Raw genomic sequence first — 21,878 nt, forward strand, 5'->3', positions numbered from 1 at the left:
CTCCTTCACGGGAGGCGCCGATTTTTCGGAACGGAGGGTCGGGTTCCGATGTTGTTCCTGTCTCGCCGAAAGGAGGCCGGTGCATGATCCGCACACTGGCAGTTTCGCTCGCCGCGCTGGTGCTCTCGGCCGCGAGCGCGCAGGAGCCGCAAGCGAAAGCATCCGCCGCGACGGACGGAACGCGCAACTGCATCGACCTGTCGGCCGTCACCAGCCGGCAGGCGGAGGACGGGCAGACCATTCGCTTCGAGGCGATCGGCGGCAGGACCTACCGCAACCATCTGCCGGGCCGCTGCCCGGGCCTCCAGCAAAGCAGTCGCGGCTTCGGCACGCTCGCGTTCGAGGTGCACGGCGCCCAGATCTGCCGCGGCGACCGGGTCCGCGTCCTCGACCCATCCAGCCCGGCGAGCGTCAGCACCTCCGTTCCCTGCGTGCTCGGTACCTTCACCGAGGTCCGGACGCCCGCGCGCTAGCGGCTGCCCGCAACCGCCGGTTGACGGAATGGTAACGCCAGGCTGCGAATGTAACCGTGCGTAAAGCAGGCGTTAACCATTGTCGGTCAGAGCTGTCTTCCAAGAAAATTCGGGGGCCTGGGGGCAAAATTGGACAATCGTGACGGCTTCCGCCGGACGGGAGCAACTTCGTGGTAACGCTCGCCGCCGCCGCGCCGGAGGCGATGATTGTCGGCGACTCCGCGGTGATCGCCGAGCTGCGCCGGCTCGTCGCCTGCGTCGCGCCGAGCGGCGCATCCGTCCTCCTCGCCGGCCCGTCGGGCAGCGGCAAGGAGGTCGTCGCCCGCGCCATCCATGCGGCGAGCGGCCGCGGCGACAAACCGTTCGTGGCGGTCAATTGCGGCGCGATCCCGCGCGATCTCCTGGAATCCGAACTGTTCGGCCATGAGAAGGGCGCGTTCACCGGCGCCCATGCCCAGCACAAGGGCAGGTTCGAGGAAGCCGATGGCGGCACCCTGTTCCTCGACGAGATCGGCGACATGCCGGCCGACATGCAGGTGAAGCTGCTGCGGGTGCTCGAGGAGCGCGCCGTCCAGCGCGTCGGCGGCCGCGGCCAGATTGCGGTCGACGTGCGCATCGTCGCCGCCACCCATCGCGACATCGACGCGGCGATCGACGCGGGCAAGTTCCGCGAGGACCTGTTCTACCGTCTCGCCGTCTTCCCGATCGAGATCCCCTCGCTCGCCGAGCGGCGCAGCGACGTGCCGCAGCTCATCCGTCATTTCGTCAAGGCGATGGGTAAGCGCGCCGGCGACCTGCAGTTCTCCGAAGCAGCGTTCGAGCGGCTGGCCGAACATGGCTGGCCCGGCAACGTGCGCGAGCTCCGGAACTTCGTCGAACGCGCCGCGATCCTGTTTGCCGGCCGGACGATCGGCCCGGCCGAGGCCGGCTCGCTGCTGCTGCGCCGCGGCCGCGTCGGAGCGGTCGAGCGCTCCGCGCTGTGGGAAGCGACGGAGCGCCTGCATGCGGCCTTCGCGACCGAAGAGGACGACGAGGACGCTGGCTCCGTCCAGACCGAGGCCGAGATCGTTCCGATTCGCGCCGAGATCGACATTTCGGCCAACCGCGGCCTCAACCGCGGCGAGCCGGTCGCGCTGCGCGACATGCTCGCGGACATCGAACGCCGCTACATCGAGGAAGCGCTCACCCTGTCCGACGGCGTCATCGCCGATGCGGCGCGGCTGCTCTCGCTCCAGCGCACCACTCTCATCGAGAAGATGCGCAAGTACGAGATGAAGGCGGCCTGAGCGCCGCCCTCGCTCAGCCCTTCACCACGATCGCATCCCAGGCGGTGGCGATTTCGTAGAGCATGTCGCGGGCCTGCTTGATGCGATCGGCATCGTTCTCGCGGCCGGCGGCAAGCACCAGGCGGCGCGCTTCCCGATAGATGGCGACCAGGCCGGTGGCGATCTCGCCGCCCTTCTCGAAATCGAGGCTGGTTTCGAGGCCGGTGAGGATCGCGAGCGCACGCGACTGACGCTCGCCGCGCTGGCTGAAATCGTTGCGGCGAACGGCGACCGCCATCGCGTCGAGCGCCTTGAGCAGCTCCTCATACATCACCTGCACCAGCTGGTGCGGGCTGGCGCCCTCGATCCGGCTGACCAGATCGACGCTCTTGTACTGCGCGCTGGCCGCGCCGAATTTGCCCCGCGAAACGTACATGATTCACTCCCGCCACAAACTGGATGCGCCCGGCCTAGTCGTTGCTGTTGGTCCACATCTTGATCTGCTGATCGAGATAGGACTGGGTCGCTTTGAAGGATGAAACCTGCCGCTCCATGTTGGTGAAGGTGGTGAGCAGCTGGTTGTAATATTTCTCCGAGCGCGTCTCGAGCGTCTCGCGATCCTCGGCGATCTTCTTCGCTTCCGCGCTCAGCCGCTCCTCGGTTCCGGCGAACGGACCGCTTCGTGCACGCAGCGAGTCACGAATACCCTGCAGGGCGCCACCGAGGCCGGGATCGATCGTGATCGTGACGCTCGAGACCGTGCCGCTGACGCCGAGGATCAGGCCGACGGCGTCAGAGCCTGCCGGCGCGACGAGATTGCCGCCGATGCCGGTCATCGCCACGCCGTTGATCTTGCCCGACGCCGGGGTGTCGCCCGATGCCGGAACGATATCGGTGATCGTGTAGGTGCCGGGCTTCACCTTGCCGATGCCGCTCTTGATCGTGACGAACGGGCTCGAGCTGGACTGGGTCGGGTTGAACAGTGCCTCGACCCCGTCGGGATCGTTGGCCAGCATCTCCTGCAGCCGCACCGCGTCGACGCTGAGCGTGCCGTCACGATTGGTGCGAACACCGATCTCGGCCAGCGTCTTCGGGCCGGCGCCCGAGGAAGACAGCGTCATCGTCGAAATCTGGCGCAGCTGACGCTGCATCTCGCGCACGCCAAGGTCGCCGCGCAGCGCCCCGCCGTCACCCTCGACACCGGCGGCGGTCGCCTCGGCGATCATGCCCATCAGTTCGTTATAGGCGGCGACGAAGTCCTGAACGCCCTGGGTGATCGCCGCAGTCGGGCGGCTGACGCCGACCGACACGAGCGTGCCGGGCGAGGCCTGCTTGAGGTCGATCTGCACACCCTCGATCAGGTCGCTGAAGCTGTTGCTGGCACGGGTCACGGTGACGCCGTCCATGTTGAGGATCGCGTCCTGTGCGGACTGCGCCACCGTCATGCCGGCGGAGGCGAAGCGCTCCAGACCGCTCGTCGTCCCGCCCGGCACGGTGAGGGTGAAGGCATTGGCGGCGCCGGTCGCGCCCTTGAGCACGAGCCGCGCACCCGAGGCATCGGTGACGACGCTCGCCTTCACGCCGGTATTCTTGTCGTTGATCGCCTTCGCAAGTCCGTCGAGGCTGTTGTTGCTCGCGTCGATCGTGATGTCGTGGCTGGCGCCGCCGACGGTCAGGGTCAGCGTGCCTTCGCCGACCGGCGCGGTGCGCGCGGCGAGTGAGGCCGAGGACAGGGTCTGCGCCTGGGCAAGCTGCTCGACAGTGATCGAGGCGGAAAGGCCGCCGATGCGCGAGCCCGGCAGCGCCGACGCGGTGAAGATGTTGGTGTTGGAGACGCTTGGCTGGCTGTAGAGCGTGCCGCCGGAGATCAGCGAGGTCAGCGCCGAAGCGAAGGAATCGATCGCGTTGCTGACCGAGGCCAGGGTCGAGACCTTGGCGGCGTTCGCGTCCTCGCGCTTCTTGAGCAGCGCTTCCTTCGGGCCCTTGGCGGCCGCGGCGAGATCTTCGACCAGCGACTTGACGTCGAGGCCGGAGCCGATGCCGAGTTGAAAACCGATGGAGGAGGTCGCCATGTCCCGAGTCCTTGCCGTTCAATATCCAGAACGGCCGCGACGGCCGGAAATTTAGCGAAAAGCCGGAGAAAATCAGTCTTTGAGGACGCGGAGCGCCGAGGCGTCGAGACGGGCCTGCGCATGGAGCGAGCGACCGGGATCGCGGCGCATGCGTCCGGCCACCTCCGCGCCCTCCTGGGTGGTGCTGGAACGCTCGGCACGCAGGTCGCGGGCGAGCTCCTCGACCCACGGTTCGACCGGGACGCCGATGCGGGTCGCCATCGCGAGGAGCCGTTCGATCTCCTCGAGCGAATAGCGAAGATTGCGTGCCCGTCCGTCCACTTTGCCGCCCTTCTTTTTCTGCTTTCCTTATCAGGCAGGATAACGGCGGCGGAACGTCCTGCTTAAGCCTCCGGGCGACCTTCGGTGTCGAAGCGCATCGCGGGCGGCAGATCGACCTCGGGCTGGCGCGTGCCGGCGGCGAGCGCGGCATCGAGGTTGAACACGAAGGCGAGGATGGTGGCGACCGCCATATAGAGATCCTCGCGGATGATCTGGCCCGGCTGCGACGTGTAGTAGAGCGCGCGGGTGAGCTGCGGGTAGCTCAGCATCGGCACCTGATGCTCGCCGGCGAGCTCGCGGATCGCCTCGGCGGTGATGCCCCGGCCGCGGGCGACGACGACCGGCGCCGCATCCATGCCCTGACGGTAGCGCAGCGCCACCGCGAAATGGGTCGGGTTGGTGAGCACCACCGTCGCCTCGGCGATCGCGGCGCGGGCGGAGTTGCGCGCGACCTCCATCTGGCGGCGGCGGATGGCGCCCTTGATCTCGGGCGAGCCCTCGGTCTGCTTGTGCTCGTCCTTCGCTTCCTGCTTGGTCATCTTCAGCCGCTGGAAGCGCTGGTACATCTGGGCCGGCACGTCGATCATCGCGATGACGACGAGCGCGGCCGCCATCACCAGCACCGCAAGCACGAAGGTGCTGCCGACATTGGCGAGCGCGGGGCGGATTTCCTGCGAGGACAGGCCGATCATCGAGCGCGCCTCGCTCATCAGCAGCCAGGCGCCGACCGCGCCCAGCAGCACGACCTTGGCGATCGACTTGCCGAGCTCGATCAAGCCCTGGATGCCGAAGATGCGCTTCACGCCGGCGATCGGATCGAGCTTGCCGCCCTTGAACGCGAAGGCGCCGCTGCGGAAGCCGAGCGAGCCGAGCAAGGCCGGCGTCCCGACCGCGGCGACGAGGGTGAGCGCGAACAGGGCGATCACCGGCAGCGCGACCAGCCCGAGCAGGCGCAGCACCTGGCTCAGCGGATCGAAATGGCGGACGTCGGAGGCATCGAAGGTGAGCGCGTCGCTCATCATCGTGCTCAGCGCTTCCATCATCATCGGCCCGGCGACCGCGATCCAGGCGGCGCCGCACAGGACGACGAGTGCGGTGCCCAGTTCGCGGGACTGAAGGACGTCACCCTTTTCCGCCGCGTCGCGCTTGCGCTTCGGCGTCGGGGCTTCGGTCTTCTGGTCCCGATCGGCGGTGTCGGCCATGGCTCAGTTTCCCGCCGCCAGCAGGCGCGACTGCTCGAGGCCCATGCGGATCGCGGCAATGATGCCTTCGCCCATCACCGGCGCGGCGATCGCGAGCAGGATCACCCCGGCGAGCAGGGCCGCCGGGAAGCCGACCGCGAACAGGTTGAGCTGCGGCGCCGAGCGGGCGAGCATGCCCATCACGATCTGGACGAGGATGATCGCGAAGGCGACCGGCAAAGCGATCGACAGCCCGGCCGAGAACAGCACGCCGCCGAACAGGACGAGGCCGCGAATGCTGTCCGCGCTCATCCACGCATCGCCCGGCGGCAGCGCGCGATAGCTTTCCACGATGGTGGAGGCGAGCGCGAGATGGCCGTCGACGGCGAGGAAGAGGAAGGTCGCGAGGATCGAGAGGAACTGGCCGAGCACCGGATTCTGCTGGCCGCTCGCCGGATCCATCATCGCCGCGAAGCCGAGGCCCATGGCGTTGCCGATCACCTCGCCCGCCACGACGGCGGCGGAGAAGCCGATCTGGACCGCGAAGCCGAGCGCGAGCCCCGCCATCACCTCGCCGGCGATCAGCATGAAACCCTCGATCGAGGCGAGCCCGTTGGCGGGCAAGGCGAAGGGCGCCGCCGACAAAGCCGGAATGCCGAGCGCGAGCGCGATGACGAGGCGGAGTTGGACCGGGACCGCCGGTGCGCCGAAGATCGGGGCGGCAAGCATCGCAGCACCGGGCCGAAGCATCGCGACCATCCACAGCCAGAGCTGCGCCTCGACGCCCGCGAATCCGGCCGGGATCATCTCACCAGCTCAGGGATCTGCGCGAAGATGTCCTGGGTGAAATCGACGAGCAGCATCAGGATCGCGCTGCCGAAGAAGGCGAGGCAGACGCCGACCACGATGAGCTTCGGCACGAAGGTCAGGGTCTGCTCGTTGATCGAGGTCGCGGCCTGGAACATGCCGAGGACGAGACCGGCGACCAGCGCCGGGATCAGGATCGGCGCGCAGGCCAGAGCGAGGATCCACAAGGCCTGCTGGGCGACTCCGATGAAATAAGCGGGACCGTCCATCAGGCTATCCTCCGCCCGCGAAGGACGCGGCGAGCGAGCCCATGGTGAGCGCCCAGCCGTCGACAAGGACGAAGAGCAACAGCTTGAATGGCATCGAGACGATCGTCGGCGACAGCATCATCATGCCGAGCGACATCAGGGTCGAGGAGACGACGAGATCGATGATGAGGAAGGGCAGGAAGATCAGGAAGCCGATCTGGAACGCGGTCTTGAGCTCGCTCGTGACGAAGGCCGGGAGCAGGATCGAGAACGGCACCGCCTGGCGCGATTCGAAGCGCTGGACGCCGGCGAGATCGGCGAAGAGCCTGAGATCGGTTTCCCGGGTCTGGCGCATCATGAAGCCATGCAGCACCGTTCCGGAGCGCGAGACCGCCTCCTCGATGCTGATCTGGCCGTTGCCATAGGGCGTGTAGGCGGTCTCGTTGATCTGATCGACGACCGGCCGCATCACAAACAGCGACAGGAACAGCGCGAGGCCGACCAGCACCTGGTTGGGCGGCGTCTGCTGCAGTCCGATCGCGGTGCGCAGGATCGACAGGACGATGATGATCCGGGTGAAGCTGGTCATCATGAGCAGCAGCGACGGCAGCACCGTCAGCAGGCTCATGAGCAGCAGGATCTGCAAGGAAAGCGACAACGGGCGCCCGTCGCCCGAGATGGTGTTCAACGCGCGATCGAGCGCGCCCGGCTGGCCCGGCCCCGGCGCAGCCGCCGGTGCAGGCGCTGCCGCCGCCGGCGCGGCGGGCGCCGCCTGGGCCTGCGCGACGTCCGGCACGACGAGGATCAGCGCGAGAAGGAAGGCGGTGAGGAGGCCGAACAGCGCCGGCCGCGCCAGAAGCCTAGGCATCGGCCGCGGTCTCCGCGGGCCTGGCTTCGGTGATCAGCTGCACCTGGCCGCGCGACATCGAGAGAAGGAGATGCTTGCCGCCGAATTCGACGACGGCGAGGCGACCGGTGGCGCCGAGCGGGATCGCGTCGACCAGCTTCACCAGCCGGTCGCGCTGGCCCATCGCCATGCCGGGCTGCACCTTGCGCCACAGCCAGAGCGCGCCGAACGCCAGCCCCGCGACGAGCGGGACCAGGAAGACCAGCTTCAGGATATAGGCCCACATCATTTGCGGCGCTCGGACCCCGGGAGACCTTCGAGCGCGACGACCTCGACGACGCGGATGCCGAAGCGGCCGTTGACGGTCACGACCTCGCCCTTCGCGATCAGCGTGCCGTTCGCCATGATGTCGAGCAGTTCGTGCGCCTGGCGGTCCAATTCGACGACGCTGCCTTCGGCGAGGTCCATCAGCTCGGAGAGCTTCATCGCCGCACTGCCGACCTCGACCGAGAGACGCACGGGGATGTCCGCGAGCAGGCCGTAATTGCGGCGCCCCAGCGCCTCGTCCAGCGGGCTGGCCTCGACGATGTCCTGGGCTTCCTTCACGACACGAACCTCCTCTGTTCAATCTTTTCAATCTTGAGTGCGGCACGCCCGTCATGCTCGCCGATCGTGCCGATCGCGAAGCGGCGGCCCTCGACGAGCAGCGGGACATGGGTAGGCAGGCTGACCGGGATGACGTCGCCCGGCCGCAACTGCATGAGTTCGGAGAGCGGCAGCTCCGGCCGCGCGAGCACGGTGCGCGCCTTGATCCGCACTTCGCCGACGGCCGTGCCCATCCGGCGGCGCCAGTCGCTGCCGGTGAGGCCGACATCGTCGCTCGGCTTGGCCGCGAGCAGATGCTCGAGCGATCTCAGGCCCGCGACGGGATAGAGAATCTCGATGGTCGCGCCCTGGCCCGGCCATGGCGCGATGGTGAACTGGGAGACCGCGATCGCCTCCTCGGCCTTGGCGAGGCCGGCAAAGCCCGCATGGGTCTCGCGCGAGCGCAGCAGCGGCTGGGCCGGCACGACCTCCGACCAGACCTGGCCGAGCGCAGCGGCGAGCGTGTCGGCGAGCCGCGACGCGACGCTTTCCTCGGTCGCGGTGAACTCGCGCGCCCGCCGGGTGGGCAGGGCGCCGGTGCCGCCATAATAGGCATCGACCAGGCGACTGACGAATTCGGGTTCGATCCGGATCAGGATCGCGCCCTTCATCGGCTTGAAGCTGTAGAGGCTGAGGCTGGCGAACTCGCCCTGTTCCGCCTGCCAGTCGCCGAAGCTGCGCACCACCGTCGGCTCCACCGTCACGTTGGGCTTGGCGCGCGCGAACGGCTCGATCAGGTCGCGCACGCGGCGGACCATGCGTTCATTCAGCCGATCGACCGCCGGGAGGACCGCCATCGGGCGTCCGGCGTCGCCGCCGAACGGAAACGGCCGCGCGGCGCCGGAAGACCCGGCGCCGTCAGGCTCGCCCTGGGCCCCGCTCATCAGGGCCGAGATTTCTTCACCCGATAGGGTCGGTTGGTCGGTCATTGCGTGACGAAGCTCGTGAAGTACACGTCGTCTATGCCGCCGAATCCTTCCCGATTGGTTAACACGTTGTTTATCGCGTTCTTTAATTCCTGCTTGAGTTGCTGCTTGCCTTCGGTGGTCGTGATGAACACCGGATCCTGCTCGGACAGGGCCATTAGCACGGCGGAACGGATCGCCATGTCGTGGGTGCGGATGCGCTCGGTCAGCGGCTCGCCATAATAGGTCGAGACGCCGAGCCCGATCTGGACGAAGGAATCGCCGCCGCGCAGGTTCGAGGTGAAGCTGCCTTCCAGCGGGACGTAGGTCGCCTGGAAGACGCGCGGATCGGGCGATGCGTTGGGCGCGCGGGCGCGGGCCTTCGCTTCCTCGGCGGCGGACCCGCTCACCCCTTCGCGCACGACGAGCTGCGGCTGGTTGGCATCCTCGTCCTCGGCATGGCCGCCCCCGCCGAAGACGGAGCCGGTCATCGCATAGAGGCCGCCAGCCGCGCCGCCGCCGCCGACCACGATCAGGAGGACGAGGATCACGAGGATCTTCTTCAGCTTGCCGCTTTTCTTCTTCGGCGCCTCGTCGGCCGTGTTGGTGGTGTCGCTCATGTCACATTCCTTCAGGCGTAGCGGTCGGCGTGGCCACGGGCCGGCGCGGCCGTCTCGTCGGCCTCCCCGGCGGATCCGCGCGCGGTCCGGATCAAAACGGTCTGGCGCGCATCGTCCTGATGGCGCCGCGGATCGCCGGACGCGGCCTGGTGGCCCTGTCCGGCAAGGTCGATGTGGCTCTCGCCGATGCGCACGCCCTGCGCGCGCGCCTCGGCCATCAGCCGCGGCTGGGCGTCGGCGAGGATGGAGCGCGCCGCTTCGGTTTCGACGGTGAGGCGGACGCTGGTGCCGAGATCGCCCTGGGTCAGCTCGACCTGGAGATGGCCGAGCGTGGCCGGGTTCAGCTTGAAGCGCATCGGCCCGTCATTCGCGCCAGTGCGGGCAATGTCGCGGGCGAGGCGATCGAGCCATTCGCTGTCATGGGCAAGGTCGAGCTCGCGGGCGATCGCTGCGTCGGCGGCGGCCGGTGCCGGCTGCGACGCGGCAGTCCCAGCCGGCACGGTCTGAAGCGCGGCCGCCGGATCGCTCATCACGACCACCGGCGTTACGGTCCCCCCGATTGGAGCCTGCACGGTCGGGGCTTGCGCGGGGGCGGCAACCGGCGCGACCGGCTTCTCGGCCGATCCCGAGCGATCCGTCACGGGGTCGCTACCGGCAGTTGCCGAGGGCACAGCCGGGGCAGGAACCCCAACACCAGCCGGCAGCCTGACCGGCTGAACCATGTCGCCCTTTGCGACCTCGCCAGTCTTTGCGGATGCTGGCGACGCAGCGCCCTCTCCTTCACCCTTGGCGACCTCGCCCGTCTTGGCTGACGCCGGCGGATCGCCGCTCTCCGTTTGGCCCTTGGCAGAAAGAGTCCGGACCGCCTCGCGCACCGCCACCGTAACGGCCGGATCGCCGGCCACCATGGCGTCGGCTGCCGGCATGGACAGTGCCGCCGGCAGCGGCAAGGGCGTCGCGGCGAGCGTGACGGGTGGCTGCGGCACCGTGGTCGCGATCGGTTGGGAGGCGGGGCTCGGCGGAGCGGCCTCCGAACCCTCGGACGCAGGCGCCGTCGCCCGCGCGGGAACCGGGGCCGTCACGACCGTCACCGGAAACATGCTCTGCGCCTGAAGGAGGGGCAGAAGATCCGCCTCCGGCGACGGCGCCGCATCGTCCGCCGCAGCCGCCTCGCCGGTTTCGCGCCCGTCCCCTTCGGTCTTCGGGGCGGCGGCATGGAGATCGATGGCGAGGGCCGGCGCCTCGACGATGCCGGGCTGGGGCACGCCGGGGCCCGCGCCGCCGGTCGTTACCGGCCGGGCCGTCGCATCCGGCGCAGCGGTTTTGGGCGCGGCCGTACCGGTCACGATCGGCAGCAGGCTGGCGAAGAGATCGCCCCCCTCTCCCTCGACGGACGGCGGCAGGCCGACCTGCGGGACCATGGGCGCCACGTTCATGTTCGGGGCCGTCGCCATCACTCGTCATCTCCCTGGTTCATGCGCCGGCGCCGACGCGCCAGTTGCTGCAGCCGCCGTTCCGCCGCGTCCTCGGCGAGGCCGACCGCAGCCGCCTCGAGCTTCTCGGCGCTTTCCTGATCGCGCCGCGCGCCGCGCCGCTCGCCTTCCAGGCTGGCGGCGAGCGCCCTGGCATTCTCGATTGAGGGATCGAGGCCATAGCGGGCGGTATCAAGCCGCATGGCGAGCTCGCCCATGCGGGCAAGCGCGGCGCCCGAGGTCAGGCCCTCGATCGGCCTGAGGTCACGGCGCATGCGCGCCAGCCGCTCGCGATTGGTTTCCAGCAGCGCGACGCGCTCCGCCGCCTCGGCCGCCGCGGTGGCGGCGAGACCGTGCTGGATGCGGCGCACCCGGACGATGCGCGCGCGCTGACGGACAAGGCTATTCATGGCTGAACATCCCGGTCAGGGCGGCGATCGATTCCTCGAACGGGGCGCGCTCGCCCGGCGCCTGGCGCAGGAAATCGAGAATCTCGGGCCGGCGAATGATCGCCTCGTCGATCAGCGGATCGCCGCCGGCGGCATAGGCGCCCATCAGGATGAGGTCGCGATTCTCCTCGAACGCCGACCAGAGGCGACGCAGCGCCGCCGCGGCGATGGCGTGGTCGGGGCCGACGATATCGGCCATCACGCGCGAGAGCGAGCGGCCGATGTCGATCGCCGGATAGACGCCCTGTTCGGCGAGCGAGCGCGACAGGATGATGTGGCCGTCGACGATCGCGCGGGCGGCGTCGACGATCGGGTCCGACGTGTCGTCGCCGTCGGCGAGGACGGTGTAGAGTGCCGTGATCGATCCGCCGGTCTCTGCATCGGCGCCGGCGCGCTCGACCAGGCGCGGGATGAGGCCGAGCGCGGAGGGCGGGTAGCCCTTGACGGTCGGTGGCTCGCCCAGTGACAGGCCGATCTCGCGCTGCGCATGGGCGACGCGGGTGAGGCTGTCGACGAGCAGCAGCACCCGGAGTCCCCGGGCGCGGAAGTCCTCGGCGATCGCGGTCGCCCGCATCGCGGCGCGCAGGCGCAGCAACGGCGCATGATCGGCCGGCACCGCGACGACCACCGCCTTGCGGCGCACTTCCGGCGGCAGCTTGGTGGCGAGAAAATCGCTGACTTCACGGCTGCGCTCGCCGATCAGCCCGACGACGATCACGTCGGCATCAGCGCCAGCGATCATCTGCCCCATCAGCACCGACTTGCCGACGCCGGAGCCGGCGACGATCGCGATGCGCTGGCCGACCCCGGCGGTGAGCAGGGAATTCACGGCGCGCACGCCGGTGTCGAAGATTTCGGTGACCCGGTCGCGGGCGAGCGGATTGCCCTGGCGGCCGGCGAGCGGCCATTTGTCGACCGACGCGATCGGCCCCAGCCCGTCGAGCGGCTGGCCGAGCCCGTCGACGACACGGCCGAGCAGGCCCGGGCCGACCTCGACCATCGAGCCGCTCGCGTCGGGCTCGATCCGGGCGCCATGGGCGTAGGCGGCCTCGGCATCGAGCGCCATCAGCAGGGTGCGCTCGCCGCGGAAGCCGACGACCTCGGCGCGGGTCACATGATTGTCCGCCGTGATGATCCTGGCGCCCGACCCCACTGGCCGCTTGAAGCCGGTCGCTTCCAGCATCAGGCCGTCATAGGCCGCGAGCCGGCCGACGCGGCGCGGACCCGCCTCGTCCGGCTGAACCCGTTCCAGCAGGTTCCGGGCTTCGGTCAATATCGCGCTCATTGCGGCGCCGCCATCTTGTCGAGCGCCGCGCGCAGCCGTTCGAGGCGGATCTGCGGGCCGTCTTCGACCCAGCCATGGCCGGTCTCCAGCACGAGCGATCCACGTGGCAGCGTCGGGTCCGGCTGCAGGGCAAGCTCAAGCCCGGCCGGCGCCAGATAGGGAATGTCGTCGGGATGAGCGCGCAGCTTCGACGGCTCGACATTCTCGCCGATCAGCTCGGCGGCGGCGCGGGCGCGGGCCAGCAGCCGGTGTGCGTCGACCTCGACCTCGCCGACCACTTCGCGCACCAGCCGATCCACGGTCTCGGCGAGCAGCAGCGCCAGCGCGTTGGTCGGCTCGGGCTTGAGTAGTTCCAGCGCCGAGACGAGGCGCACCAGTGCGTCACGCTCGGCGGCGAATTCCAGCTCGACCGTCCGGCGCGCCTCGGCATAGCCCTGGTCGTAGGCGGCGGAGCGGGCGCGCAGATGCTCCTGTTCGGGCGTCATCGGCGGCGTATCGATCTCGGCGCTCGGCTCGGTGCCGGCGCCCGATCCGCGCGCGCGGAAGCCGGCATTGGCGCGGCGCAGCACGAAACTGCCGAGACTGGTCGGCTCGTCGGCGGGCAGCCCGCCATTGGCACGCATCACTCTAGACATAATCTTCCCCCCGGCCGGCGAGCATGATCGCGCCCGAATCGGACAGGCGGCGGGCGATGCTGAGCACTTCCTTCTGGGCCTCGTGCACCTCGGCGAGGCGCATCGGGCCGCGTTCGGCCATTTCGTCGCGGATCGAATCGGCGGCACGCGCCGACATGCAACCGAGCATCTTCTCGCGCAGCTTCTCGTCTGCGCCCTTGAGCGCGACGACCAGCACCTCGTTCTCGATGTTCCTCAAGAGGATGCCGAGATTCTTCTCGTCCAGTTCGTTGAGGTTGTCGAAGATGAACATCTCGTCCTCGATCCGCGCCGCCAGCTGGCGGTCGACCTTGCCCAATGTGCGGATGATCCGCTGGTCCGAGCCGGGGCGCAGGTTGTTCATGATCTTGGCGGCCTCGCTCGCGCCGCCGCGGATCGTCGCCGGCGATGAGGAGACGCGGGCCACCTCGCTCACCAGGATCTTCTCGAGCTCGTCCATCGCCTCGGCGGTGACTGCCTCGAGCTTGGCGATGCGGTAGACGATGTCGGGCTGCTGGTCCGCCGGCAGGAGCTGGAGGACGTCGGCCGCGATCGGCGGCTCGAGATGGGCAAGCACGACGGCGGCGATCTGGGGATGCTCATGCTCGATCAGCGCGGCGATCGTCTTCGCGTCCATCCAGCGCAGCGCATCGAGCGCGCGGCTGCGGGTCGCCGGGGTGATGCGGGCGAGCACATTCTCGGCGCGCTCGGCGCCCAGCGCGTGTTCCATCACCGCACGGATGCGCGGCGCCGCACCGAAGCCGATCGTGGTGCGCGCCTTGGCGCGGCCCATGAAGGTGTTGAAGACCTGCGCGACCTCGTTCTCCGAGACGTCGGCGACGTTGAACATCGCCGAGCCCAGATGCTGGACCTCGTGCGGCTCGAGGTGGCTGAGGATTTCAGCCGCCTCGGCGTCGCCGAGCATCATCAACAGGATCGCCGCGGCCTCGCTGCCGTTCGGCTCGGGGCCGGCATTGGCCGGCGCCATTTCGGCGGGGCTATCCATTCTGAGCTCCATCCTTGGCATCGGCGCGGATCAGGTCGCGCACGACCAGCGCGGCGCGGGCGGGATCCTGGCGGACGAACGAGCGGATCAGGGCGGCGCGCTGCTCATAGTCGCGGGTCGCCTCGATCATCTCCAGGCTGACCTTCATCTCGAGGTCCGAGCGGGCGCGGTCGGCGAGCACCGAAGCGATCTCGCCGCCGACCTGGCTGCGGGCGGCGCGGCTGGTCTCGGCGCGCTGGGCGAGCGCGGTGGTCGCCTTCTTCATCATCGGCCGGCCGAGGCCGAACACGACGATGAGGGCGATGAGAATGGCCGTCAGGTTGCGGGCGAGCGGCGAGGCCCACAGGCCCTCGGCGGTCTCGGTCCAGGTGACCGGCGTTTCCTCGGCCGACGCGAAGGCGCGGGCCGACAGGGCGACGACGTCGCCGCGGTTCTGGTCGAAGCCGACCGCGCCCTTGACCAGGGCCTCGAGCTGCTGGAGCTCCTGCTGGCTGCGCGGACGGGCGCCTTCCGGATTGCGCAGCGCCACTGCGACGGTGATCCGCTTGACGACCCCGCTCTGCTGACGGGTCACGGAGACCTCGCGGCCGACGGCGAAGTTGCGCTGATAGTTCTCGGTGCGGCGACCGCCGGCCGCCGTGGCGCCCTCGGCTTCCGCCGCGGCGGGCGTGACCGCCCCGCCCGGCGCCGCAGCGACCTGGGTGGCGGGCGGCGGCTCGTTGGAGAGCGCGCCGGGCACGCCGCCGGGCGCACCGGCACCGCCCGCGGCGTCGGTGGAGAGCTGGCCCTCCTCGCTGGCAAGCGCGCGGGCGTTTTCGGGGAATCCTTCGCGGGTCGACTGGACTTCCGAGAAGTCCATTTCGGCATGGACCTCGGTGGTGAAATTGTCGGCGCCGACGATCGGGGTCAGCATGGTGACGATCGCCTGGCGATAGCGATCCTCGATCGCGGTCTGGGTGGCGAGCTGACGCTCGGCAACGGCACTTTCGCCGCCGCGGCGCGACAGCAGCCGGCCGTTCTGGTCGACCACCGAGACGTCGTCCGGCGACAGGCCGGGGACGGACGAGCCGACGAGGTGGACGATCGCCTGGACCTGCGCGTCGCTCAGCGTGCGGCCGGGGGCCAGGGTCAGCATCACCGACGCGCCGGGCTGGCGCTGCTCGCGGACGAACACGCTGGGCTGCTCGACGGCGAGATGGACGCGGGCCGACTGGACGACGTCGATCCCCTCGATCGTGCGGGCGAGATCAAGCTCGCGGGCGGAACGGATACGCTCGGTCTCGACCGCGCGGCTGGCGCCGAGCGGCATGTTGGAAATGACCTCGCTGCCCTGCTGGCCGCCACGCGGCAGGCTCTGCGAGGCGAGCAGCATGCGGGCGCGATGATAATCGTCTTCCCCGACGGTGACCGCGCCGGTGCCGTTGTCGATGCCGTTGGCGATGCCGGCGGTGTTCAGCGCCTCGACCACCGCCGCCTTCTCCTCGTCGGGCAGTCCCGAAAAGAGCGTGCGGCTCGGCGGCGCGCTCAGCGCCACCCAGATGATCGCGGCAAGGCCGGCAAGCGCGATGAAGCCGAGCAGCGGCAGGCTTTTCACCACCGCAGGCTGGGACAGGAGGTTGCGGGCGCCCTGGACGACGCCGCGCAGCGGCGTGCCACCCGCGGGCGCGGGGGCCAGCGTGCGGGCCGGCATCGGGGCGAGATCGTTGGCTGTCGTGTCGCTCATCGTCGATTACACCGGCATGCTCATGATGTCCTTGTAGGCGGTCAGGAGTCGGTTCCTGACTTGGAGGGTCGCCTCGAAACCGATCGACGCCTGCTGGCGGGCCAGCATCACCGCGGCGATGTCGGTCGTCTCGCCGCGCTCATAGGCCTCGGTGATCGCCGAGGACTGGGACTGCGCCTCGTTGACGCGGGCGAGCGCGCTGCGCATCGCGTCGCCGAAACCGGCGGCATTGGTGCCGCCCGTCGCGTTCGCACCGCCCGCCTGGCCGATGCCGGCGGCGCGCTGCAACGCGCTGTTCTGTTCGAGGATGGCGGATCTCAGCGCCATCAGGCGGCTGGCTTCGATGGACATGCCTTAACTCCTAGGCGGCCACGGCGCGCATTTCGGCGAGCCGGTAGCGAAGGGTGCGTTCGGAAATACCGAGCCGGCGGGCGGCGCGCAGGCGGTGGCCACCGGCCTCGTCGAGCGCGGCGCGGATCGCGTCGGCCTCGGCGGAGCGGGCGGCGGCGCCCAGCGACAAGGCGGCAGCCTCGGGCGCCGTGGCGGCACGGTCGATGATGAGGTCGGGCGCGTGGATCCGCTCGCCGGAATGGAGCAGCAAAGCGCGCTGGATGACGTTCTCGAGCTCGCGGCAGTTGCCGGGCCAGGCGTGATTCATCAGCCGGTCCAGCGCGGCGGCGGTCGGGAACGGCATCGCCATCCCGGCCGGCGTGTGGCGCAGCAGCATCGCGGCGGCGATCGCCCGGATATCGAGCCGGCGCGCGCGCAGCGGCGACAGGTTCACCGGAACGACGTTGAGACGCCAGTAGAGATCGGCCCGGAAGCGGCCGGCCTCGACCTCGGCGGCGAGATCGCGGTTCGCGCAGGCGATGATGCGCACGTCGATCGGCTCCGGCCGGACGGCGCCGACCGGGAGGATCTCGCGCTCCTGCAGCGCGCGCAGCAGCTTCGCCTGCAGCGACAGCGGGATTTCGGCAATTTCGTCGAGCAGCAGGGTGCCGCCGTCGGCGGCGCGGAACAGGCCTTCGCCGTCGCCGCTGGCGCCGGTGAAGCTGCCCTTGCGATGCCCGAACAGGATCGCCTCCAGCATCGTTTCGGGAAGCGCGGCACAGTTGACCGCGGTGAACGGACCCGAAGCGCGCGGCGAAACGGCATGGATGTAGCGGGCCATGCCTTCCTTGCCGGTCCCGGTCTCGCCGAGCAGCAGGACCGACGCGTCGCTGGCGGCGATGCGCGCGGCGAAGATGAGCGTGGCGGCGCTTTCGGGCTCGCCGGCGGCCGGCCGGAAGGCGGGTCGAACCAGTTCGGCCACCAGCGCATTGCCGAAGGCAAGGTCCTCATAACCGTAGGCGAGCAGGGCGGGCGTGGCCGCTGTCGCGCGGACGAGCGTGGGCGCGGCGCCGAAATCGATCACGACGTCGCGGCCCGTCGCCTGGGCGGCGTCCGCACGCGCATAGATGGCCGGACCCGCGGTCCTGCCACCCTCGCTTGCCCTGAAGAGCGTGACGGCGAGGCCGCACCCGTCCAGCCATGCGGCCAGCGCGGGATTGGCTTCGGCTGCCTTGTCGCTCAATCCGATCATCGACGCTCCCCGGAGTTGGTCGATCCATCGGAAGCAAGCTGCGTGCCAGATGAGAGCGGGCGCCCGTTCCCTCTCTGCACCCACGCATGCGCGCGCGGCTCGTCGGGAAATCGACGTTCCGCCGGCGTTCACCACGTCGGAAAACCGACGCGTCAGAAAAAAGCGATTAAAGCCCCCGGAGAACCGGCCGTTACTGCAATCGTGGCACGCTCGGGATCGACCCGGCAGCCTCGAATGAGCGGGAAAGGAACCCAAAATGGCTGTTATCAACACCAATACGGCTGCGCTGCGTGCGCAGAATGGTAGCCGGGTCGCCAACCAGGCCCTCCAGGTCGCCATGGAGCGTCTGTCGACCGGCAAGCGCATCAACACCTCCAAGGACGACGCCGCCGGCCTCGCCATCGCGAGCTCGATGACGTCGCAGATCCGCGGCCTGAGCCAGGCGATCCGCAATGCCAATGACGGCATTTCGCTCGCCCAGACCGCGGAAGGCGCGCTCGGCGAAGTCACCAACATGCTGCAGCGCATCCGCGAGCTCGCGGTGCAGAGCGCCAGCGGCAGCTACTCCGCCGACGACCGCGCCAACCTCGACTCCGAAGTCCAGGCGCTGAAGACCCAGATCACCGACATCCTGTCCGACACGACGTTCAACGGCGTCACCCTGTTCGGTTCGGGCGCCGCCGACGTGGCCATCCAGGTCGGCTCCAATGCCGGCGAGACCGTCGATGTGGAACTGTCGCAGATCACCCTCACCCTCGGTGACGTGACCTCGGTCGCCAACGCCAATACGCTGCTCGGCGCGTCCACCGCGTCGGGTTCGGTCGCTGCGGCGCTGAAGACGGTGAGCGACACGCGCGCCGACCTCGGTGCGGCGCAGAGCCGGCTCGACTCGGTTGTCAACAACCTGACCAGCAACGTCACCAACTTGAGCGACGCGCGTTCGCGGATCGAGGACGCCGATTTCTCGGCCGAGACGACCAACCTGGCGAAGGCCCAGATCCTGAACCAGGCGTCCACGGCGATGCTGGCCCAGGCCAATCAGAGCCAGCAGGGCGTGCTGAGCCTGCTCCGCTAAGCGTACAAGCAAGAAGCGGAAAATCGGGAGCCCGGTGCGGATGTCCGCGCCGGGCTCTTCTTTTGCATGGAGATCAGGCGGCGCGCCGGCCGGCGGCCACGCGGTCCTGCCATTCGAGGACGGTGAGATAATTGGCGAGCCGGTTCTCCTCGAGCCGGCGCAGCAGCTTGTTCTCGTGCCACGGGATGACGAGCCCGGCCATGTCCGGCCCCCAGGGCGCATCGGTGTCGAACAGGATGCCGAGGCCGAACACGGCGGGCACCTCGGCAAAGGCGATGCCGCGTCCTTCGGCCCGCAGCTCCTCGATGAAATCCTCGATCGCGGTCATCACGCCGTTGCGCGGACCGCCCTCATGCAGCGCGCAGGCGAACTGACCCATGCCGCGAAACCCCCGGTTCGGGATCGGCGCGCTGATGCCCGGGAAGACACCCCCCTCGAACGTATAGGCGTGCCGGAACTCCGCCGGGATCCGGTCCGGCGCATAATAGAGATCGCGACGCGCGCACGGCCAAGCGATGTCGTGAAGGAACGCGAGCAGCGGCTTGCCATCGCGCCGACAGGCCGCATCGACGCCTTTCAGCTCATGGTAGACGGTGTACCAATTGTGGTCGCCGTCGATGATCCACGCATCGACGTTCACGACCTCATCAAACGCCTCAAGACTCGGCTTGGCGACGTGGCGGAAATGATCGCGCGTCGCGCCCCAATCGAGAAATTCCTGCTTGGGCGACGGATCGATGCTGGTCAGCCGGCCGCCCTGCGCCTCGGCATGGTCCGCCAGTAGAAACGACATGCCGCCGAACTCGGCGCCGATCTCGACGATCTCGCGCGCTTCGGCGAGCGCGAGTGCCTTGAGGATGATGTCGGAAAATTCGGACATCGAATGAATCAGGAGATTGGTCATCAGGCAGCCTTTCTCAGGGCCTGCCGGTCCCCAAAGGCCAGCGGGCGGAAGGTGAATGCGATGAGGTGCGGCTCGGCTCCTAGGCCGGGCACCGGCGGCACCAAGAGCAAGGCGGCGGGGGTGCAGCGCAGCAGGCCGGGCGCCTCCTCGATCAGACCCTCGCGGATCACGGTCGCGGGGATCGGCGCGGCCGCCTTGGTCGGCAAATCGGGCGAGAAGCCCTCCACGGCATAGAAGACGACTTCGTCGACCTCGGCCCAATCGCAGAGCGCGCCCAGCTGGATCCCGGCGGCGAAGCGGCCGGCACCGACCGGGATCGTCGCCAGATAATAGCCGTCGTGCGTCGGATAGGCCTCGATCTCGATCATGGTCTGGCTGCGATCATCGGCGAGGATGACCGGCAGCTTCAGCGCAGGCCCGCGGAAATCGGCGCCGCGCAGATCGAGCGAGAAGCGGTTGGCGCTGAACAGCGACAGGTTGAGCGGCAGGCCGTGCGGCTGCAGCTCGCCGGGCAGGAAGACCCGCTTGGCTGTGTTGAGATAGAAGAAGCCGCGCCGGCGCAGGCCCAGGGTGGCGGCCTCCGGATCGAGCAGGTCGATGAGGTCGCCCGTGCCGAGATTGACGTCGTGCTCGAACGCCTGGAGCAGCGCGACCTCCTCGGGGATCGGCATGAACAGCAGGCGGGCGAGGCTGGCTGCGGCCATTGCCTGCCGTGAAGACGCGTCGTCCGATGCGGGGGCGCGATGGATGCCGTGCGCGGCATTGCGGGCGAAGGCGACGCAGCCCGCCTGCACCCGGTCGCGGATGTCGTTCTGCGCGCCCTTGGCGCCGGCCGCCGTGCGGATCGGCTCGCCATTGGGCGAATAGTTCTCGACCGAGCCCAGGGCGATCGTCGACAGCTGCTCGATGAGCGCGATCGGGCCGGACAAAGCGTGAAGTGCGTTGTAGTCGAAGTGGCGCGGGTCGAGGAAACCCTTCTTGTCGTATCCGGTCTCGGCCTCCTCGCGCAGCAGCAGGTAGCGGCCGACCAGCCTGAGGTCGAACCGCTCGGAGAGCGCATCCTCGAGATAGTCCTGGACGGTGCCGTTATAGCCCAGATCGACGAGCATCACGGTGTCGCCGCGTGCGATCCCCAGGCGCTCGAGATGGGCGAACAGCTTCTTGCCGAAGGCGTGCGACCGCTCGACGATCTTGCGGACGTTTTGGGGCTGCAGCGCGGCGCGCTCGAACCCGGCCTGGCCGCCGCGGCCGAGCTTCTCGCTTTCCTCGCGGCTGAGGCCGAGCTGGCGGCCGAGCAGCGAGACGCGCCCGTGCTGGATCTCGCCGGTCAGGAAGCCGGCAATCGCATCCGCATTGGCGAAGCCCGCGCGGCGCGCGGTGAAACGGCTGATCTCGGCGGCGGCCGTGGCCTTGCCGGTCACCGCTTCGAACACGCGCTGCGGCAGATGGCCGTCGCGGAGCAGGAAAACGATCTTCGCGTCACCGAGCGCCGCGGCCTCCGCCTCGACCCACGTGATGAAGGCATGCATCAGCGGGCCGAGCACGTCGTGGCCGAGCGTCCAGGCTGGATCCTTCTCGGCGCGCAGCGACAGAGGCGCGCGGTGCGGCTGGAAGACCGGACGGGTGGTGCGCGCGGCGGGATCGAGGATCGCCGCCGCGGCCGCTTCGAGCCGCAGACGTTGCTCGGCCGCCGCGTCGAACTGGCGGAAATGGACGGCGTGGATGCCGAGCGCATCCGGCGCGTCATGGTCGGCCTTCTTGTTGTCGCCCACATGCAGGATCGTCTGCGGCGGCACGCCGAGCTCGGCGAGCACCGGCTCGAACAGACCGCCGGCCTTGGTGACGCCGTAGGTCGCGGAGCAGAAGATGCGATCGATGAGCCCGGTGACGTCCGGCCCCGCCGCCGCTTCGATAAGGGCGCGCAGCTGGGCTTCGGCGAGATAGGTGTCGCTGACGATGATGACCTCGAGGCCCTTGGCCTTCGCGGCCTTCATCAGCGCGACGGTCGGCGCGAAGGCGTAGCAGTGGCGCGCCTCGGCGGCGAGCTCGGCGGCAACCGCCTCGGCGACGCGCGCCTCGTCCGCGCGCGGGCGGAGCGCCCGGTGGATCTGCTCGATCGTGACTTCGGTCCTGCCGTCGATGAAGCGGCGCTGCTTGCGGGCCCGGCGCTCGGCGCGGGTGCGCTGCCAGATGCCGCCGCAATCGGTGAAGACATCGACCGGCGCCTGGCAGTTGCGCCAGAGCAGGGTGTCGAAGCAGTCGAGCGAGAGGATGCGCACCCCTTGGGGTGCAGTGTCCAGCAGGTCGGCAATTCCGGTGGCGGTGACGGTCATCTTCATCGCGGC

Annotated in this window: 24 protein-coding genes; 3 read left to right on the plus strand and 21 right to left on the minus strand. The window is 69.3% G+C overall.

Translation table 11 applies throughout. The annotated features are described in order from the left end of the window. Nucleotides 1-83: 83 nt before the first annotated feature. Together RCO27_RS13040 and RCO27_RS13045 are read left to right on the plus strand one after the other, a co-directional pair. Nucleotides 84-473: a hypothetical protein gene (locus RCO27_RS13040; RefSeq protein WP_309003098.1), complete on the plus strand. Its 390-nt coding sequence runs from the start codon at nt 84-86 to the stop codon at nt 471-473. A gap of 170 nt (nt 474-643) precedes the next feature. Beyond that, nucleotides 644-1,759, plus strand: coding sequence for a sigma-54 dependent transcriptional regulator (locus tag RCO27_RS13045; RefSeq protein WP_309003099.1), 1,116 nt, complete (start codon nt 644-646; stop codon nt 1,757-1,759). 13 nt (nt 1,760-1,772) lie between these two features. Here the strand turns inward: RCO27_RS13045 and fliS are convergent, their stop codons facing one another. The 19 genes from fliS to RCO27_RS13140 form a co-directional block, all read right to left on the minus strand. Then, the gene (gene fliS / locus RCO27_RS13050; RefSeq protein WP_309003100.1) at nt 1,773-2,174 is read right to left on the minus strand and encodes a flagellar export chaperone FliS; all 402 of its coding nucleotides are present in this window, start codon (nt 2,172-2,174) and stop codon (nt 1,773-1,775) included. A gap of 34 nt (nt 2,175-2,208) precedes the next feature. Then, nucleotides 2,209-3,810, minus strand: coding sequence for a flagellar filament capping protein FliD (gene fliD, locus RCO27_RS13055; protein ID WP_309003101.1), 1,602 nt, complete (start codon nt 3,808-3,810; stop codon nt 2,209-2,211). A 72-nt stretch (nt 3,811-3,882) separates the two neighbouring features. Beyond that, the gene (locus tag RCO27_RS13060; protein ID WP_309003102.1) at nt 3,883-4,131 is read right to left on the minus strand and encodes a hypothetical protein; all 249 of its coding nucleotides are present in this window, start codon (nt 4,129-4,131) and stop codon (nt 3,883-3,885) included. A gap of 62 nt (nt 4,132-4,193) precedes the next feature. Next, nucleotides 4,194-5,333 carry a flagellar type III secretion system protein FlhB gene (locus tag RCO27_RS13065; RefSeq protein ID WP_309003103.1) on the minus strand — a complete coding sequence of 380 codons (1,140 nt, stop codon included), beginning with the start codon at nt 5,331-5,333 and terminating at the stop codon, nt 4,194-4,196. A 3-nt stretch (nt 5,334-5,336) separates the two neighbouring features. Beyond that, nucleotides 5,337-6,119, minus strand: coding sequence for a flagellar biosynthetic protein FliR (gene fliR / locus RCO27_RS13070; protein ID WP_309003104.1), 783 nt, complete (start codon nt 6,117-6,119; stop codon nt 5,337-5,339). Beyond that, nucleotides 6,116-6,388 (minus strand): flagellar biosynthesis protein FliQ, encoded by a 273-nt coding sequence (gene fliQ, locus RCO27_RS13075; RefSeq protein WP_309003105.1) that lies wholly within the window; start codon nt 6,386-6,388, stop codon nt 6,116-6,118. The genes fliR and fliQ overlap by 4 nt, the downstream gene beginning before the upstream one ends. 4 nt (nt 6,389-6,392) lie before the next feature. Further along, entirely contained in the window at nt 6,393-7,235 is an 843-nt protein-coding gene (gene fliP / locus RCO27_RS13080) for a flagellar type III secretion system pore protein FliP (RefSeq protein WP_309003106.1), read from the minus strand. After that, nucleotides 7,228-7,503, minus strand: a complete 276-nt coding sequence (locus RCO27_RS13085) for a flagellar biosynthetic protein FliO (protein WP_309003107.1) — start codon at nt 7,501-7,503, stop codon at nt 7,228-7,230. Before RCO27_RS13085 ends, fliP begins: the two co-directional genes overlap by 8 nt. Further along, on the minus strand, nt 7,500-7,802 hold the full coding sequence (gene fliN / locus RCO27_RS13090; protein WP_309003216.1) for a flagellar motor switch protein FliN: 303 nt from the start codon (nt 7,800-7,802) through the stop codon (nt 7,500-7,502). Before fliN ends, RCO27_RS13085 begins: the two co-directional genes overlap by 4 nt. 14 nt (nt 7,803-7,816) lie before the next feature. Beyond that, on the minus strand, nt 7,817-8,788 hold the full coding sequence (locus RCO27_RS13095; protein ID WP_309003108.1) for a FliM/FliN family flagellar motor switch protein: 972 nt from the start codon (nt 8,786-8,788) through the stop codon (nt 7,817-7,819). After that, nucleotides 8,785-9,384 (minus strand): flagellar basal body-associated FliL family protein, encoded by a 600-nt coding sequence (gene fliL, locus RCO27_RS13100; protein WP_309003109.1) that lies wholly within the window; start codon nt 9,382-9,384, stop codon nt 8,785-8,787. The genes RCO27_RS13095 and fliL overlap by 4 nt, the downstream gene beginning before the upstream one ends. 11 nt (nt 9,385-9,395) lie before the next feature. After that, nucleotides 9,396-10,838 (minus strand): flagellar hook-length control protein FliK, encoded by a 1,443-nt coding sequence (locus RCO27_RS13105; protein WP_309003110.1) that lies wholly within the window; start codon nt 10,836-10,838, stop codon nt 9,396-9,398. Further along, nucleotides 10,838-11,266, minus strand: a complete 429-nt coding sequence (locus RCO27_RS13110; RefSeq protein WP_309003111.1) for a hypothetical protein — start codon at nt 11,264-11,266, stop codon at nt 10,838-10,840. The genes RCO27_RS13105 and RCO27_RS13110 overlap by 1 nt, the downstream gene beginning before the upstream one ends. After that, the gene (locus RCO27_RS13115; RefSeq protein WP_309003112.1) at nt 11,259-12,590 is read right to left on the minus strand and encodes a FliI/YscN family ATPase; all 1,332 of its coding nucleotides are present in this window, start codon (nt 12,588-12,590) and stop codon (nt 11,259-11,261) included. Before RCO27_RS13115 ends, RCO27_RS13110 begins: the two co-directional genes overlap by 8 nt. Further along, nucleotides 12,587-13,213: a hypothetical protein gene (locus tag RCO27_RS13120; protein WP_309003113.1), complete on the minus strand. Its 627-nt coding sequence runs from the start codon at nt 13,211-13,213 to the stop codon at nt 12,587-12,589. Before RCO27_RS13120 ends, RCO27_RS13115 begins: the two co-directional genes overlap by 4 nt. A 4-nt stretch (nt 13,214-13,217) precedes the next feature. Next, nucleotides 13,218-14,249 carry a flagellar motor switch protein FliG gene (gene fliG / locus RCO27_RS13125; RefSeq protein WP_309003114.1) on the minus strand — a complete coding sequence of 344 codons (1,032 nt, stop codon included), beginning with the start codon at nt 14,247-14,249 and terminating at the stop codon, nt 13,218-13,220. Next, nucleotides 14,242-15,972 carry a flagellar basal-body MS-ring/collar protein FliF gene (fliF, locus tag RCO27_RS13130; RefSeq protein ID WP_309003115.1) on the minus strand — a complete coding sequence of 577 codons (1,731 nt, stop codon included), beginning with the start codon at nt 15,970-15,972 and terminating at the stop codon, nt 14,242-14,244. Before fliF ends, fliG begins: the two co-directional genes overlap by 8 nt. Nucleotides 15,973-15,978: 6 nt before the next feature. Then, complete coding sequence (fliE, locus tag RCO27_RS13135) at nt 15,979-16,323, minus strand: flagellar hook-basal body complex protein FliE (RefSeq protein WP_309003116.1); 345 nt, start codon at nt 16,321-16,323, stop codon at nt 15,979-15,981. 10 nt (nt 16,324-16,333) lie between these two features. Then, the gene (locus RCO27_RS13140; RefSeq protein WP_309003117.1) at nt 16,334-17,554 is read right to left on the minus strand and encodes a sigma 54-interacting transcriptional regulator; all 1,221 of its coding nucleotides are present in this window, start codon (nt 17,552-17,554) and stop codon (nt 16,334-16,336) included. Between the two features lie 256 nt (nt 17,555-17,810). Here RCO27_RS13140 and RCO27_RS13145 point away from each other — a divergent pair, with 256 nt between their 5' ends. Beyond that, nucleotides 17,811-18,629, plus strand: coding sequence for a flagellin (locus RCO27_RS13145; protein WP_309003118.1), 819 nt, complete (start codon nt 17,811-17,813; stop codon nt 18,627-18,629). Between the two features lie 73 nt (nt 18,630-18,702). Here the strand turns inward: RCO27_RS13145 and RCO27_RS13150 are convergent, their stop codons facing one another. Both RCO27_RS13150 and RCO27_RS13155 read right to left on the minus strand, forming a co-directional pair. Next, a complete protein-coding gene (locus RCO27_RS13150) occupies nt 18,703-19,533 on the minus strand; it encodes a class I SAM-dependent methyltransferase (RefSeq protein ID WP_309003119.1) in 831 nt (276 codons plus the stop codon). Continuing rightward, a complete protein-coding gene (locus RCO27_RS13155) occupies nt 19,533-21,872 on the minus strand; it encodes an HAD family hydrolase (protein ID WP_309003120.1) in 2,340 nt (779 codons plus the stop codon). Before RCO27_RS13155 ends, RCO27_RS13150 begins: the two co-directional genes overlap by 1 nt. Nucleotides 21,873-21,878: the final 6 nt, after the last annotated feature.

It is taken from the genome of Sphingosinicella sp. LHD-64 (assembly GCF_031157375.1).
In the GTDB taxonomy this organism is placed as follows: Bacteria; Pseudomonadota; Alphaproteobacteria; order Sphingomonadales; family Sphingomonadaceae; genus Allosphingosinicella.